The organism is Drancourtella sp. An12 (genome assembly GCF_002160935.1).
Classification (GTDB): domain Bacteria; phylum Bacillota; class Clostridia; order Lachnospirales; family Lachnospiraceae; genus Sellimonas; species Sellimonas catena.
Genome location: NZ_NFLO01000005.1, coordinates 166,263 through 183,227, shown reverse-complemented (window position 1 = coordinate 183,227; position 16,965 = coordinate 166,263). Strand labels below are relative to the sequence as shown.

General features: G+C 43.0%; 13 protein-coding genes and 1 pseudogene. 8 read left to right on the top strand and 6 right to left on the bottom strand.

Features of this window, described 5'->3' with window-relative positions; genetic code table 11:
• The 7 genes and pseudogenes from B5E64_RS07570 (at position 1) to B5E64_RS07535 (ending at position 8,716) form a co-directional block, all read left to right on the top strand.
• Positions 1-852 (top strand): ABC transporter ATP-binding protein, encoded by an 852-nt coding sequence (locus B5E64_RS07570; protein WP_087167908.1) that lies wholly within the window; start codon positions 1-3, stop codon positions 850-852.
• Positions 849-1,508, top strand: coding sequence for an ABC-2 transporter permease (locus tag B5E64_RS07565; RefSeq protein ID WP_087167907.1), 660 nt, complete (start codon positions 849-851; stop codon positions 1,506-1,508). Before B5E64_RS07570 ends, B5E64_RS07565 begins: the two co-directional genes overlap by 4 nt.
• A 197-nt stretch (positions 1,509-1,705) precedes the next feature.
• Positions 1,706-2,278 (top strand): hypothetical protein, encoded by a 573-nt coding sequence (locus B5E64_RS07560; protein ID WP_087167906.1) that lies wholly within the window; start codon positions 1,706-1,708, stop codon positions 2,276-2,278.
• A gap of 10 nt (positions 2,279-2,288) precedes the next feature.
• Positions 2,289-5,036 (top strand): hypothetical protein, encoded by a 2,748-nt coding sequence (locus B5E64_RS07555; RefSeq protein WP_087167905.1) that lies wholly within the window; start codon positions 2,289-2,291, stop codon positions 5,034-5,036.
• An 804-nt stretch (positions 5,037-5,840) separates the two neighbouring features.
• Positions 5,841-7,340: a HAMP domain-containing sensor histidine kinase gene (locus tag B5E64_RS07545; RefSeq protein ID WP_087167904.1), complete on the top strand. Its 1,500-nt coding sequence runs from the start codon at positions 5,841-5,843 to the stop codon at positions 7,338-7,340.
• Between the two features lie 17 nt (positions 7,341-7,357).
• Positions 7,358-8,076 (top strand): annotated as a pseudogene (locus B5E64_RS07540) (response regulator transcription factor).
• Between the two features lie 31 nt (positions 8,077-8,107).
• On the top strand, positions 8,108-8,716 hold the full coding sequence (locus tag B5E64_RS07535) for a flavodoxin family protein (protein WP_087167903.1): 609 nt from the start codon (positions 8,108-8,110) through the stop codon (positions 8,714-8,716).
• Between the two features lie 91 nt (positions 8,717-8,807).
• On the opposite strand, the gene B5E64_RS07530 is transcribed toward B5E64_RS07535, so the two are convergent.
• From B5E64_RS07530 to B5E64_RS07505, 6 genes are all read right to left on the bottom strand, one after another.
• Positions 8,808-9,056 carry a hypothetical protein gene (locus B5E64_RS07530; protein ID WP_343284053.1) on the bottom strand — a complete coding sequence of 83 codons (249 nt, stop codon included), beginning with the start codon at positions 9,054-9,056 and terminating at the stop codon, positions 8,808-8,810.
• 197 nt (positions 9,057-9,253) lie between these two features.
• Positions 9,254-10,312 (bottom strand): tyrosine-type recombinase/integrase, encoded by a 1,059-nt coding sequence (locus tag B5E64_RS07525; protein WP_087167902.1) that lies wholly within the window; start codon positions 10,310-10,312, stop codon positions 9,254-9,256.
• 275 nt (positions 10,313-10,587) lie between these two features.
• Complete coding sequence (locus B5E64_RS07520; protein ID WP_087167901.1) at positions 10,588-11,286, bottom strand: transcriptional regulator; 699 nt, start codon at positions 11,284-11,286, stop codon at positions 10,588-10,590.
• On the bottom strand, positions 11,283-12,797 hold the full coding sequence (locus tag B5E64_RS07515; RefSeq protein ID WP_242960118.1) for a DUF1538 domain-containing protein: 1,515 nt from the start codon (positions 12,795-12,797) through the stop codon (positions 11,283-11,285). The genes B5E64_RS07520 and B5E64_RS07515 overlap by 4 nt, the downstream gene beginning before the upstream one ends.
• Before the next feature lie 26 nt (positions 12,798-12,823).
• Positions 12,824-13,384 carry a GNAT family N-acetyltransferase gene (locus B5E64_RS07510; protein ID WP_087167899.1) on the bottom strand — a complete coding sequence of 187 codons (561 nt, stop codon included), beginning with the start codon at positions 13,382-13,384 and terminating at the stop codon, positions 12,824-12,826.
• A gap of 63 nt (positions 13,385-13,447) precedes the next feature.
• Entirely contained in the window at positions 13,448-14,431 is a 984-nt protein-coding gene (locus B5E64_RS07505; RefSeq protein ID WP_242960117.1) for a MoxR family ATPase, read from the bottom strand.
• Between the two features lie 233 nt (positions 14,432-14,664).
• Here B5E64_RS07505 and lon point away from each other — a divergent pair, with 233 nt between their 5' ends.
• On the top strand, positions 14,665-16,935 hold the full coding sequence (lon, locus tag B5E64_RS07500; RefSeq protein WP_087167897.1) for an endopeptidase La: 2,271 nt from the start codon (positions 14,665-14,667) through the stop codon (positions 16,933-16,935).
• Positions 16,936-16,965 lie beyond the last annotated feature (30 nt).

The following is a 16,965-nucleotide window of genomic DNA, read 5'->3' as shown; positions in this document are numbered from 1 at the left end:
ATGTTAAAAGTAAATAAGATCGAAAAGAATTACAAGAATTTTCACCTGAACTGCACGATGGAAGTCCCGGCCGGATGCATTACCGGTCTGATTGGGGAAAATGGGGCGGGCAAAAGCACGACCTTTAAGGCAATCGAAAATCTGATTTTTCTGGATGGTGGAAGCGTGGAGCTGTTTGGGAAACCACACGATCAGCTGACCGCCGAAGAAAAACAGAAAATCGGCGTGGTTTTATCCGGAAGTACTTTTTCTGATGTCTATATGATCAAAGATGTGGTGAAGATTCTGGAAGCAGTATATCCGGATTTTGAAAAGGAGAAATTTCTTTCCCTTGTGGAGCGGTTCCGGCTCCCTCAGGATCAGAAGCTCAAGGAATTTTCCACCGGTATGAAAGCGAAACTCAAACTGTTTATCGCGCTGTGCCACAATGCCAGTCTTCTGATTCTCGATGAGCCGACCGCCGGCATGGATGTGGTTGCAAGGGATGAGGTCCTGACACTCCTCAGAGAATATATGGAGGAGGACGAAAGCCGCGCGATTCTGATCAGTTCCCATATTTCCGGGGATCTGGAAGGGCTTTGTGATGATATTTACATGATCCATGAAGGCCGGATTGTCCTGCACGAAGATACAGACCGTCTGCTTAGCTCCTACGGACTTTTAAAGATGACGGAAGAACGTTTCAGGACAGTCGACCGCAGCCATCTTCTCAAAAAGAAGAAAGAGTCCTACGGGTACAGCTGCCTGACGGATGAAATTCGGTACTACATGGAAAATTATCCGGACATCACGGCAGAAAAAGGAAGTATTGATGAAATCATTATGATGACAGTAAAGGGGGAAGCAGTATGAAAGGATTGTTAGTAAAAGATTTATGTCTGATGCGTGAACTGAAAAAAATGGTGCTTATCATTGTCTTTGTTTCCGCTATTTTCGTATTCAGCGGAACTGATCAGGCTTTCCTGACCGGATATGTTATCATTCTCAGTGCATTGATTGCAGGAATGACTCTCAGCTACGATGAGATGAACGGCGGTATGGCATTTCTGATGACCCTGCCTTACAGCAGAAAACAGTATGTGGCAGAAAAATATCTGATCGGACTGCTGATTATTGCCCTCGGTGTCGTTTATGCCCTGGCTCTGGCAGTCATTCAGAACCTGACGGGCGGCGGCGCTGACATGAAGACGACACTGCTCACGACAGCGGTATGTGCGTTCGTTGGGGTTATCATGCTTGCATTTTCCCTTCCTGCGGATCTGAAGTTTGGAGCGGAAAAGGGACGGGTTATGCTGATCTTCGGTTTCATGATTGTCTTTTTCGGAATTTTCTTTGGATTCCGGATTCTGGAAAATAATTTTCCGGATCAGCAGGCAGCCATAATCCGCTGGCTGAATGAGGCCCTGATGAGCAGATATATCTATCCGGGATGCATCATCCTTGGGATTGTTGTCCTTGGAATTTCCTTCCTGCTTGCGTGCCGGATTCTGGAGAAAAAAGAATTCTAAAATGGTTAATGAAGAGGAGTGCGAATATCGCGCTCCTTTTTGCCGTCATAGCGTAGAAACTAAGGAGATAAGCCGATTGTGATTCTTAAAATCAGGTAGTATAATAAACACAAATAAAACTGATATTGTATAAATGTGAAGAAGGGAGGTAAACAGAATACTTTCAATATCAGCTAAAGGAATGAGGAGGAATGTAAATGAAAAAAAGGAAGATTGTAGGATTGGTCTGTACTTGCGCTGTAATTGGTCTTTGCTGTGTCGGTTGTAACAGCGATACTAAAAAAGCAGAAAATCATGCAGAAAAAATTGTTGATCTCATGGAAGAGGACAACATTGAGGAAATGAATAAAATCATTTTTGGATATGAAGATCCGGAAATACAAGAGGAAATTTCTAAAGAAAATGGAAATGCTGGTGAAACGGGCGGAATTATAACCGAAATTATGAAAAAGGATAAGATAAAAGTAAAGGATGTTGACGAAAGCCAAATCATATACGAAATAGAATCACCGAATTTAAATGGGATACTGGATGATTTGAAGAATAGTCCTCAGTTATCAGAAGATGATATATTAAACCACTGTAAAGACTATATCAGTAAGGCAGAAATGACAAAACATACGGTTAAAATTCCGTATTCTGTTGTGGATGAAGAAATTGAAGTAAACTATCGAAACAGAGACTTTATTAATGCAATCACTGGCGGCCTTTTAGAGGTTTACCAAAAAGCTTATCAAGACATGATAACAGAGTATGGAATAATGCAATAGGGGGGATTATATGAGAAAGATATTGGCTGTTTTTTTGAGTTTTGTTTTGCTTCTTTCAAGTACTGTTGTTTCCTTTGCAAGTGATGAAACAGAAGCGACTTACGGATTTGTAAATGTAGAATATTCAGATCAGGTTGGATCAGATGAAATACTGAATGTAATGGTAAAAAATAGTCATGTATATGTAAATGCGGAACAATTATGCACAAGGCTGGGATATCAGATTGATACATCCAGTGCTGATTATGTTACTATTTTTAACGAAGCAAATAATAACTTGCCAAATATCTCTACGCAATTTTTTTATAATGATAACAAAGTAAACCGTAAATTGAATTTTAAGAATCTGGATGGATATGAAGCTCCTTTTCCAAGTTTTCATAACGAGCAGGGAGTTTGGATCCCGTTCGGATACTCTTTGTTGGTTTTAAACAGCAACATGTTGATTTTAGACGATACAATACTTATTGATATGCCGAAGAAGAACATCTTAGATATTTGCTTAGAAATTATGAAAAATGCTTCGTCATATTTATTTGATTGGGCAAAAGACTTTGGATATACAGAGCTGGATGTGAATTTGATCGGAGGCAGTAGCTATTTTGTAAATGTATTAAATGGGTTGTTGAAAATGGATAGTGATTCATGGATACAGTTAATGCAGTCCCTTGTTTTAGATTCATCTTCATATGATAGCAAATATGGAGAAAATATTGCGATGTTGCTATGCACAGAATCGGATGGCGAGTTGGAAGCCTTGAAGAAAGAAGCTGAAAAGTATCAAGATCTATTTAGCGAAAAAGGGAAAATAGGAAGCCTCTTATCAACATATTCAAATTCGATTGATGCGGATGTTGCGGCTATGTATCAAACATGCAGCAATATATTATCAGACGTAAAAAAAGGTAATTCTAACCCTGCTCTATTTAGTAGGAGTTACGATGCATTAGAAAAGGCTTTTGATAAACAAACTTGGTTTTCAAATACCGGAAGTATGATATTAGATGTTCAAAAGGGAGTTTCAGATGCTGTCCCAATATTGGATATGGCATCTAAAGTTGCAGAGATTTTACAGTACGGACAAGAATTTCAAAATCAAGACGAATATTCGATCAATGCACTGGAGTATTTTTTAAAGGCTTCGAATGACAATACAATAACATCTGAAACGGTTAAAAATTCCATGAGAGAATATTCAGAAAAATTGAAAAGTAATGTTGTCAAATATTCTGCAAGCAAGTACTATAAAAAACATATAGGTGAATGGATAGGAAATATTGTAAAAGATGGATTAGGAAGTCAAGCAAATATGGCTCTTATAGCATGGGATTTAGTATCTAGTCATGTACCTTTCATTTCCGATAAACTCAGTGCGGCAGATTCGTTTGAATTGGCATTATATTCTGGTATACTACAAGCAGATGCCTACTTGAACTATCTCAAATTTTCAAATGAAACACTATTAAGTGGAAATGTGGAAGTAGAAAAAATATATGACTTATCAAAATACTGTTATATATTATTAAAATCATGCTATATCACAAGAAATGCGGCAACTGCTTCTTTATCTGGAAAACGGGAAGCTGTGCAAGAGCAGCTTCAGTCACTGATTGATTCGCAGAATAAGAAAAATAGTGAGATTGCAGAAATGCTTGTAACATTAAAAAGTGCGAAAGATAATAATGACAAATTTGAATATGGTTTTTTGCCAGACAATAACAAAAAGTATTTAAAAGAATATAATGATAAGAACATCATTTCGATAGTAAAAGAGCAGATAGAGATCAGTTCATATTTCGAACAATATACTCAATTAGTAGAAAAATTAGGAATGCAGATAACCGAACCATGGCAGTTTTCTGGTTCTGACTCTTATATGAAAGATCAGTTCTATTTGGAATGGCTGGATACAGCCTTCAGTATGAAGAATGAAGGTGCTTCATATATAAAATTATATGGAATTGGTTTGGGAGAAAGCAGTTCACAGATAGAAAAAGCATTAAAAGATAATGGATGGGTAAAGTATTCAAGTAGTGATACAGAATGTACTTACTTAGCATTTCTAAATAACGTAATATATATGGTAGCAATACAAAAGGATGACAATGGAAATGTTAAATCATGGTATTTGAACAATTGGCCAGAAGGCGAGGGCATATCAATAGCTGTTGAACTTCTTAAAAGCGGTCAATATCCTGATGAAGAGTGGAAAAGAGAGTATATAAGCTACATTCAAAAACAGGGACACCTTTCAAGTTATATTTATAAACTTATAGATATAAACGGGGATGAAATACCAGAGTTATACTATGATTCTGGGACGATTGCCGGAGGAGCTGCTGTTTGTAGCTATTTGAATGATAGCTTTAGTGAAGTGGTCATTTATGTTTCTGGACTTCAGTATATAGAGGGGAAAAATATATTTAGAGATACTGGTGGTCATATGGATCGCTATCATGACAAAATATACAGTATCGAAAATGAAGAATTTAAGTTATTATATGAAGGAGAGTATGGGGCCGAAAATAATTCCAATATTCAGTTAGATGAAAACGGAGCTCCAATTTATAAATATTATTGGAACGGATCAGAAGTGGCTTCTGAAGCAGAGTATACACAGTTACTTGATGAAGTTTTTGATGTAAATCAAGGAGTAAGTCCATTTGATAATGCAGAGTATGACGGTGAATTAGGTAGATATGTAGGTAATGGATTGTGCGGTTATGAAGAGATTATAAATGAGATTCTTCAATATTAGTGATTATGATAAAGCAAAATTGCAATAGGTATTTGCTTGGAGGTTATCTCATTCTATAAAAGTAACTGGTCAAAATGAAGGTCTGTTGCCAAAAAATAAAACCGATCTTAGCCAAGTGGATAATTGAAAAAATATAAAATTTTTCCTGCCGGTAGATTAGCTACTGGCAGTTTTTTATAGACTATAAAACCCTAAGGTATATACAGACAAACTAACTGGTGATTCGATATATCGAAAATATTCTAAAAATACACAGAAGAAGAGATCAGGGAAATGATGAACCACATCAATTCCTATCCGAGAAAAAAGTGGAACGGACAGGCTCCTATAGATCTTTTTATCAAGATCTACGGCCAGGAGACTGCGAACCTCCTGGGCCTTGAAAAGATCCCATCCGATTCCATAACCCTTACACCGGCTTTGTTTAAGAAGTAAACCGGAATTTCAGAGAAGACAGGACACGGTAAAAAAGGAAACACAAACAGGGTGCATTTACAACTTCTGCGAAAAGTAAAAAATGCAGTCTGTGTTTTGTCATGCCTTCCTTTAAGAAATTTTACAAGGAAAATGGGAAAAAGGCAATCCAAAGCTGGAAAACAGCGAAAAAACTGTTGCAGTTAGTCATGACTGTGTGCAGTTACAACTTCAATGTTGCAATAAGGATTTCAATTAACCTGAGGTGTAGTGGTCAGTAAATGATATAAGCAGAAACTATCGAAAAACATAAAATATACGTATTTGTTATTTTGCCTTCAAGACACTATACTCCTAATCAAAGCAACAATGCAAATCGAGGGATAAAACATGACGGTTAAAAAGAAGATTGTAGTGTCGAATATCATGATAGTGCTGCTTCCGCTGTTTTTTACAGCGGTCGTAATTCTTGTGTGCCTGAATACTTCGCTGGGAAGTTACACCCTGGAATCAATGTACAGTGATGAAAATGGAATCCAGTTTGCCCAAAGCATGATCTATACATATCAGCAGGAACTGTGGGAAAACAACTGGGGGAGTGAGAGTCAAAATGAATCATATGGTGAAGAAATCCGGCGAAGCGGGGAAATGAATCATCTGGAGGATAAACTGTCTGGTATGGGATATCACTTTATGATTGAAAAAAATGGCTGTGAGATCTATTCCAATCTTTCAGAGGCAGATGTAGAGGCGCTTATGGAGCTGGGAGGGGAAGCAGTTTATTCAGCAGCTACGCTTACCGCCAGTAGAAATGATATTTCGATTGTAAAAAATACATTTTATCACAGTGATAAAACGTTTTGCATTATTGCCGCCCGCAGGGACCAGGCCGATCAGGGCATGGTCAATTATCTGCAGCATTATATTCTTCGATACATAGCAGGAATTGCCGTATTTTTTGTCATTCTGACATTGCTTGTGAACAGTATTTTGTCCTGGTGGATATCAAGAAGTATTCTGAAGCCGTTAACTCTTTTGAAAGAGGGCGCATGCCGGATTCGGGAGGGAGATCTGGATCAGAAAATGCAATACAACAAAAAAGATGAATTCGGAGAGGTCTGCCGGGATTTTGACGGCATGAGAAAGTACCTGAAAGAATCTGTGCAGCTTAGACAGCAGGATGAGAAACGGCGAAAGGATCTGATCGCGGGAATTTCCCATGATTTAAGGACGCCGTTGACTTCTGTATGCGGATATGTGGATGGACTTCTGGATGGGCTTGCAGATACACCGGAAAAACAGGAACGTTATCTGAAAGCAATCAAGACCAGGACGGGAAATCTGGTCAATCTTGTGGAAAGCCTGTCGGAGTACAGCCGTCTGGACCGGGGATACCGATATCATATGGAACAGACTGATGTCAGGGCATATATGGAAAATTATCTGGAAAACGGAAAACATGATGCCGTTCACGACCAGGTCCGGATTGATTTCCGGATGGAAAAGTTTCCGTTTCTTGTAAATCTGGATCACCGGGAATTTAAGCGTGTATTGGAAAATTTATTTGATAATACTGTAAAATACCGAACCGTACCACATTCCGATGTCCTGCTTTCTTTTAAGAGGACTCCGGACGGAGGATATATGGAATTCATTTACCAGGATGACGGACCTGGAGTTCCTGAGGAGAGTCTGGATGCGATTTTCGACAGTTTTTACCGTGTAGATGATTCAAGAAATCAGTCGGAAAAAGGAAGCGGGTTGGGACTTGCAGTGGTGAAAGAAATTATTCAGGGACATCACGGTACGATTCGAGCAGAAAACAGAGGAGGCCTGGCAGTCATTATCTGTCTTCCGCTTAGTAAAGAAGTAAAAGAAATGACGAAATAGAAAAAGGGGTGCGGAAGATGGAACGAATATTGATCATTGAAGATGATGAACTGATCGCCGAACTGGAAAGGGACTATCTGGAGGCGAACGGATACGAGACAGAGCTGGCCCTGGACGGCGAGGAAGGAGAAAAAAGGCCCAGAACGGTAACTATGATGCCATCCTTTTGGATGTGATGCTGCCTGGAAAGTCAGGGTTTGATATATACCGGAATTTAAGAAAGAATCTGTGTCTGCCTATTATTATGGTCACCGCGAAAAAAGAAGACATTGATAAAATTCGAGGGCTGGGTCTTGGTGCAGATGATTATCTGATCAAACCATTTAGCCCTGCGGAGCTTGTGGCGAGGGTAAAATCTCATATCCACATCCATAAACTTCTATTGGAAGCCGGCTCAGAAGAAAAACAGCCCGAGGAGGCAGAAAATAAGGAAGCAGAGATTCATTATAGGAATCTGCGTATCTTACCAAAGTCACGGCGTGTTTATCTGGAAGGGCAGGAAATCACTCTTGTTAATAAGGAGTTTGAACTGTTGCTGTTTTTTGCGGAGAATCCGAATATCTGTTTTTCAAAGGACAGACTCTTTGACCGGGTCTGGGGAATGGATTCCATGGGGGATACCGCAACTGTCACAGTCCATGTAAAACGGCTGAGAGATAAACTGTGCCGGATTGATCCCGATGCCCAGTTTATTGAAACAGTATGGGGCGCCGGGTACCGGTTTCGAATCGATTAATAGATTATAAAGCAAAGGAAAGGTGAAACAGATGAAAATTTTAGTGTTAAACGGGAGTCCGAGAAAACCGGGGAATACAGCCGCAATGTTCAATGCCTTTGTAAAGGGAGCGGAAGAAAATCATCATGAGGTGAATGTAGTAAACGTATGTCAAAAACGGATTTCCGGATGTATGGCCTGTGAGTACTGCCATCAAAAGGAATCCGGACATGAAAGGCAGTGTATCCAGAAAGATGACATGCAGGAGGTTTATCCGCTGCTGGATCAGGCGGATATGATTGTGCTTGCATCTCCGGTTTATTACCATGGATTTTCCGGCCAGCTCCAGTGTGCGATCAACCGTATTTATGCGCTGGATAAACCAAAACGGTTAAAAAAAGCGGCGCTGATTCTTTCTTCCGGAAGCGACCATGTATATGGCGGTGCAATTTATGAATACCAAAATTCTTTTTTGAATTATTTAAAGTTAGAAGATATGGGAATCTATACGGCTTTTGGAGAACAGAATCAATCAAAAGAAAAGTTGGAAGAACTGTATCAGTTCGGGAAAAGTCTGAAGCCGTCCGGAACAGTTGCCGTGGGAATTCCGGCAAAAGTAATCAAAAATAAAGAACAGGCTGAGAAAGAAGATAAAGATTGATTTTACGGATAGAAGGGGCTGTCGGGAAATATACAGTTCTAGTCAGGGGTTAAAAATCGGTATTAACCGACAATCCCTTCTATATACACCGTCAGGATTGGGGGATTTCCAGCATTTCTTTCAGTACCTCAAGAAATTTTTCCGCAGGTTTTGAGAATATCTGATATTTTTTCCATATGATGCGCATGTGACTTTCCAGCTGCGGAGCCAGAGGCCGGAAGCATAGACGGCTGTTTCCGGCTGTATTAATGATTTTGTCATAACCGATGGCATAGCCAAGACCTTCCTCTGCGAGAAGAGAGGCATTAAAAAGCAGATTGTAAGTAGCAATAATATTCAACTCATTGATTTCCCGGCCAAGCCACTGCGTCAGAGGGCCGCCTTTCGACTCCTGCTGAGAAAGCTGCCCGTTTTCGTAAAATCATTCCCTCTTCCGTCAGCATGATTACAGCGACGCTGGAAGACAATGAAACCTGAACGTTATATTTGCATCGGATTACTACTTGCCTGGAGGGCCGTTTTATTTTACTTTGTATCCTATTTTTCCCTCAAAACCACAGCCTTAGATGCGCTTCTTCGGCGTTCATCGCTTAATTTGGCATAGTGTTTCTTTGTCGTGTTGACGTCGGCATGACCAAGTACATCGGCCACCAGATAGATGTCTCCGGTTTCACGGTAGAGGGCAGTGCCGTAGGTGCTTCGCAGCTTATGCGGCGTAATGGTTTTGACCGAGACAGCGGAGCAGTATTTCTTTACCATTTTTTCCACTGCATCAACGCTGATCCGCTTTTTCTGGCCGGAGAGAAAAAGGGCGTCTTCATGGCCGGAGAGGGGAGTGATGCCGTTTCTCTGGAGCTCCAGATAGTCTTTCAGCGCTTTTTCCACTTCCTCACCGAAGTAGACGATCATTTCGTTTCCACCTTTCCGGATGATCCGGATGCCGTTGTTTTTAAAGTCTACATCAGCAATGTTCAGTCCTACAAGTTCAGAGACTCGAACACCTGTTCCGAGCAGGAGAGTAACGATTGCGATGTCACGGTATTTCTGTTTCTGATAATGATACAGTTTGACTCCGGTCAGATCATTTCCATAATTTTCAATATAATCAAGAAGCGCGGCGACTTCATCTGTATCAAGCTGTATGATCGCTTTTTCTTTGATTTTCGGCATATCGACCAGACGGACCGGATTGCTTGTTAACAGTTCGCGTTTGCACAGATAATCATAGAAACTGCGCAGACAGGACATTTTCCGAGCGATTCCGGTACGGGAGTTGGTTTCGGTCCGGTTATCAGGCGTCTTATAGGCCTTGAGATATTCTTCAAATTCTTCAAAATCCACGGGCTTTAACAGGGACAGATCCTTAATAGAAATCTTGGAAAGTGCCTTGTCATGAAGCGTGGGATTTGTTTCCTGAAGAAACCGGAAGAACACGCGCAGATCATATGCGTATGACAATCTGGTTTTATCGGATGTTGTGGTTTCCTTGGCACGGAAATATTCCTTTACATAAGGAGGCAGTTCGGATAAAAATTCCCGAAGCCTCATGGTATTTTCAATTTTTACCTGTTCACGGTAAGTAGCAGGCTTAGCCATAAATAAAATCCTCCAAATTCTGTAAAAATGTTCCAGTTGCGGGCCGTTGGTCAAATTGGGGTTTCTGAGAGTAGTTTAACATAAAACAAAGGAAAAAGCCAGACTTTTTCGGATAAATCTGTATTTGTCCGCTAAACTAATTGTGCAGACAAACTGCTGTTTTGAGCTTGTTCAGAAGCCATGGACGTAAAAAAGCCATGAAAAATCATTTTACACAAAGTATGTAAAAAAGTTCTCATGGCTTTCAGTCTTCTTTTTACTTTTATTTTCTTATTCTACGGTTCATGGATTCCGAGAACTTCATCGACCGGTACTGAGAAAATGATTCCGTGTGCCTCGGTCTGTAATCCGCAGGCAGAACTGATTTCATTCATGATATAGGATTTTTTCTCTCTTGGCACAATGATCATGACAAATTCCTGTTCCTCCTGCATGGAAATTCCTAAAAACTGTACGACGGCTTCTGTTCCCCTTCTTCGTCCACGAATGACAGATCCTCCGCTTGCTCCCGCCTTTGTTGCGGCATCGATCACCTCGTCACTGAACCCTTCACGAACCGCCACCGTAATCATGGCATATGAAGTTTCGTTAATCATTTGCTGAACCTTCCTTTCTATATGAGCTTTTGCTATTTTTTCCTGTTCGGCACTAAGTAAGTTAAGCATGCTTGCCTGGACACCTGTGATCGGCAGCGTCAAGGCAATACCCTTCCCTTTCTTGCGGATCTCAAAGGTTTTTTCCAGCATTTCAAAGATTTCGCTGATTTTACTCTTTGGAATAAGTGCGGCCGTAATCACTCTCGTACTTCCGTCAAGACCGCAGATATCAAGAATCTCTGTTTTGGCCGTTCCCTGGGCGCGGAACTGGTAATAAATCGGCTGTTCTGCTTCCGTAAACAGATGATTGATGCTCTTGTCCGTGTCGGTATCTGTGATAATCAACAGCAGACGAAGTGCGAATAAATGTGGCGTCATACCTCTTCATCCTCCAATTCGATAATGGTATCTTCCAGAATGTGTTCCTGTGTTCTGGAAGTTTTTTTCAGTTTGTGTTCATATACAAGGCCCATGATCTGAATCGCGATCAAAGGTGCCAGGGCAACCAGGGCGACGACTCCAAACGCGTCTGTCACGACATTACCTCCCAGTGCGGTACATGCGCCCATTGTCAGAGGGAGAAGAAATGTAGATGTCATCGGACCGCTTGCCACACCGCCGGAGTCAAATGCAATTCCTACAATGATCGGCTGAACACGGTAACTCATTCCAATGGCAAGAATGTATCCGGGAATCAGGATCCAGTAAACCGGAATTCCGGTCAGAACCCGGATCATTGCAAGCCCTACTGCTCCTGCTACTCCAATCGACAGACAGATGTTCATTTGTCCTCTTGTTACCATACCGTCTGTGATATCTTCTACCTGATGATTTAATAGCTGTACGGCAGGTTCCGCTTTTACAATATAATATCCGATCAGAATTCCTACCGGAATCAGAAGCCACTGGTAGGAACTCGAAACCATCTGCTCGCCCAGAAGATTTCCAACCGGAGCAAATCCGACATTGACTCCGACAAGGAACATGATCAGTCCAATAATCGTGTAGACAAAACCAATACACATTCTAAAAAGCTGCTTTCTGTGATATTTTTTTGTTGCCGCCTGAAACAGTACAAATACGGCAAGGATCGGAAGCATGCTGATGATCACCTCTTCCGTGTACTGTGGCAGTGCCCATAGAAACTGATTGATCACATCCCGTGTAGTTGTTACATCCGGAATGGTGACCGCTGTATAGACGGCGTCGGTCGGGTGATAAAAAATCCCAAGGAGCAGAACCATCAGAATCGGTCCGATACTGCTGAGAGCAATCAGGCCGAAGCTGTCATTGGCACTGTCTTTATCACTTCTGGCCGCTGACAGACCGATTCCAAGTGCCATAATAAAAGGTACGGTCATCGGTCCGGTCGTTACTCCGCCGGAATCGAACGCAACCGCAAGAAATTCACCGGGTGCTGCAAGGGCAACCCAAAACAAGAGAAGGTACATTAACGTCAACAGACGTGAAAGACTGATTTTAAACAGAATTCTAAGAACTGCAACGACAAGAAAAATACCTACCCCGACTGCGACTGTCAGTACGAGGACTCTGTTCGGAATTGATGCCACCTGGTTTGCCAGAACCTGAAGATCCGGTTCCGAAATGGTGATCAGAACACCCATCAGGAAGCATCCACCGACAATAAATAGAAGATTTCGTTTTTTGATAAGCTGTCCGCCGATGCCCTGTCCGAGCTGCGTCATGGAAATGTCGGCACCGAGCTGAAAGAATCCCATCCCGAAGATCAGGAATACCGCTCCGGCAAGAAAGAGGGAAAACGCTCCCACTTCCATCGGGATCAACAGAATACTCAAAAGCAGCACAATGACAGTGATCGGAAGGACGCTTGAGAGAGATTCTTTTACTTTTTCTCTGAGTTTTTCCATCATCAACCTCTTTTCTTTTTAGATTTTCATAAAGTCGCATACTCCTCTGCCAGAATACTGTAAACGGCCAGATCCACAATTCCCCGGTTATTCTTCCCGCCCTGACGAAGAGTCCCCTCATATGTCATGCGGCATTTCTGCATGACTTTTCCGGAGGCAGGATTCTCTGTATCGTGACAGGCTTCAATCCGGTTGGCGCCCACCTGCTCAAAGAAAAAGCTTATAATGGCAGAAAGTGTCTCCGTCATAATTCCACGGTTCCACCAGGCACTTCCAAGACAGTATCCGATGGAAATGCTCTCAAGCTCCTCATCAATCTTGACTGCGCTGATAGTTCCGATCGGGTTTTCGGGGCAGTCTTTTAACGTGATACTCCACTGGTAAAAATCAGGCTTTAGATAGGATTCGATCCATTCCAGAAGAATCTGTCTGGTAAGGCCAGGATCGACATGTGCAGGCCAGGAAAGAAATTTTGTGACGTGCGGATCTTTTGCCCAGTTTTCATAGACAGCATGGACGTCTTTCATTGTAAACCGGCCAAGATACAGCCGGTCCGTCTCAAGAAGACATGTTCCTTTATGTTCCATACCTATTTCCCTCTTTTCATTTTCACAGGAAACTGTGACAAATTATACTTTATTATAACATATTTATGCAGAATCTTCTTCTAAAAATTTTATAAATCGGTGCAGCACCCCAGGATGCGGAGGCTTGATTTTTCTCAGAATTTCCTCCACGACAGCATCTGCCCCGGCCTGTTTTCTTCTGGCCTCCAGACTCAGAATCAGACGGTGCCGGACGACGAACGGGAACTGAACGCCAACGTCCTGAGGGGAAACATAGTCCCTGCCCTGAAACCATGCGGATGCCTTTGCCATTTTTGCCAGGGCTCCTGCTGCGCGCGGACTTGCGCCGGAATCCACAAGCGGGTGGCTACGGGTCTCACGGATCAGGCGAAGCAGGTATTCTGCTACTTCCTGTTTCAGATAGACGCTGTGGATCTGCTCCTGCATTGCCAGAAAATCCTCTCTGGAAATTACAGGAGAAAGCTGTCCGGCCCTGCTCCCGGCGCCCGTCTCCATGACCATCTGAAGTTCATTTTCAAAGTCCGGATAACCAAGACTTAATGAAATCATGAACCGGTCCGTCTGGGCCTGCGGAAGAGGCTGTGTTCCGGCAAGATCTACCGGATTCTGGGTTGCAATCACAAGAAACGGCCGCGGAACCGGTCTTGTTACTCCATCCACTGATACCTGGCGTTCTTCCATCACTTCCAGAAGCGCTGACTGGGTCTTTGGCGATGTCCGGTTAATCTCGTCTGCAAGAAGCAGGTTGCAGAAAACGCTTCCCGGCTGAAAGACAAAGGCTTCCTCTTCTCTTTTATAAAGGGAAAATCCGGTCAGATCGGAAGGAAGGACATCCGGCGTAAACTGAACACGGCGGCATTCCATATCCATGGAGCGGGTAAAACTAAGTGCCATGGTTGTCTTTCCGATTCCCGGAATATCTTCTAAAAGGACATGCCCGTCCGCCAGAAATGCAAGGAAAATCTCGGCAGTCTCCTGCTCTTTTCCAAGGATCACCTGATTGACCTGTTGAAGGACTGCTTCCGCTTTTTTATGATAATCATTCATTGTATATCTCCTCATCCTGATAGTTTCATAATATGATTGTGTAATTCTACACCAGATTTACCTTAGCGGAAAATGTGAGAAAATTATGAGGAAATTGTAAAAGATATGCTAGAACCGGGTGCTGTACGACAAAATAAACCTTTCTTTTACATCTGTTTGACAACCGCTGAAAATCATGTTATTTTATAATCGTTAGCACTCAATAAGTATGTTGGCTAATAAGGAGGGGTTTTATGATTGTAAGACCAATGTATAATCTTGTATTGCTTCCGGATGTAAATTACTATTTCAAGAATGATTTCTTAAAAGACTGGAGTCCGGTTCAGATAGAAGCACAGGAACGAATCCTTTTCCTCGTTCTGCGGGATAATAAACCGCGGGAAGAACTGCAGCCTGAGGACTTTTATCCGATCGGCGTTTCGGCCCGGATCGATTCGATCGAGGAAGACGGCAGTATCCATGTTCATACTCTGGAAAGGGTAGATATTTCAGAGATCGAAATTCACGACGGGTATATTGAGGCGGAGGCATGTGTCCGGGCAGAGGTAGATGATCTGCCGAAGGAAGAAGAATCCGAGCGGTTTACACGGATCCAGCGTGCGCTTCTGCAGTTTGTGCAGAAATACCAGTGGGGAATGTGGGCCAGAAGCTATATCCTTCAGTGGAACAATATGGAGGAAGCGGTCTGTACACTGACGGAATATCTGAATCTGACACCGGATGAAAAATATCAGATTCTTGCGGCAGATTCAGAAAGGGAGCGCTTTAATCGTATGGAGCAGGCCATATATGAGCTTGTGGAAGTTTCCAAAGTTTCCGAGGAAGCACAAAGCGCGCAGAAAGATGATCAGGAACAGCTGTACCGGGAGGCAGCCATCAAAAAACAGATCGGATATCTGCAGCAGGAACTGGATGAAATGCATCCGGAAAATGTGACGGATATCCAGATGTTTGAAAAGAAAATTGAAGAATCCAAAATGAACGAGACCGCAAGAAAAGAGGCGGAAAAAGTACTTGGACGAATGAAACAGGAAGGCCAGGACGGTCACGAGTACGGAATGCTGTATGATTATCTGGATTTCCTTACTTCTCTTTCCTGGGAAGTTCCGGAATCTTCTCCGGTAGATCTGGATGAGGCACAGCGGATTCTGGATGAAGACCACTACGGCCTGAAGAAAGTCAAGGAGCGGATTATCCAGCAGATTGCCGTTATGTCCCTGAACAAGAAACAGTCTGGTTCGATCCTTCTGTTTACCGGTGCACCGGGAACCGGAAAGACAAGTATCGGACAGAGCATTGCCAGAGCCCTTGGACGGTCCTACGCACGAATCAGCCTGGGCGGCGTCCGGGATGAGGCGGAGATTCGCGGACACAGGCGGACCTATATCGGAGCCATGCCGGGCCGGATCATGCAAGGCATTAAGCGCAGCGGATCTTCCAATCCGGTTGTCGTACTGGATGAGGTAGATAAACTCTCCAAAGATTACAGCGGCGATCCGGCGAGCGCCCTTCTGGAGGTGCTTGATCCGGAACAGAACAATACCTTTACGGACCACTATCTCAATGTTCCGTATGATCTTTCCAATGTTCTGTTTATTTGTACGGCGAATACAACCGATACCATTCCGGAACCGCTTCTGAACAGGATGGAGGTTATCTCCTTCAGCGGATACACGGAAGTAGAAAAACTTCAGATTGCCAAACGCCACCTGATTCCAAAGGCGGAAAAAGCCATGGGGATTCCGGCGGAAAAGCTGGAGATTCCGGAAGAAGTCTTAAGACAGATCATTACAGAATACACGATGGAGTCTGGTGTCCGTGGACTGAAAAAGCAGATCGATGCCATGTGCAGGGCACTGGCTGTCCGGCTTGTGAAAAATCCGGAGGAGAAGCTCTCTGTCCAGCCGGGAGATCTGCGTACACTGCTTGGAAGAAAGCAGCTGCATCATGACATGAGGCTTACCGAGGCAGATCCGGGAACTGTGACCGGCCTTGCCTGGACTGCTGCCGGTGGAGAGATCCTTTATATCGAAAGCCGTCTGATGCGGGGTGACGGTAAAGTCACCATCACAGGACAGCTGGGAGACGTGATGAAGGAGTCCATCCAGATTGCCCTGAGTCTTGTCAAAATTTATTATCCGGAAGAGACAAAGGTACTGGAGGATCACGATTTACATATTCATATTCCTGCAGGAGCGATCCCGAAAGACGGACCGTCCGCCGGCATCACACTGGTTACCGCCCTCTCCTCTCTTGTGACAGGAAAGGCAGTACCTACGGAATATGCCATGACAGGTGAAGTTTCCCTGCGTGGATATGTTCTCCCGATCGGCGGTCTGCCGGAAAAACTGATGGCGGCTCAGAGAGCCGGAATCGAGAAGGTATTCATTCCGCAGGACAATGTGGAAGATCTGGAAGATGTGGCAGAGGAAGTAAAAGAACGTCTGACCATTATCCCGGTCAGAAAAATCCGGGACGTACTGGATGTACTGATCGGCGAATAAAAAAGATACGAAAAAAGACTGACGGAAATG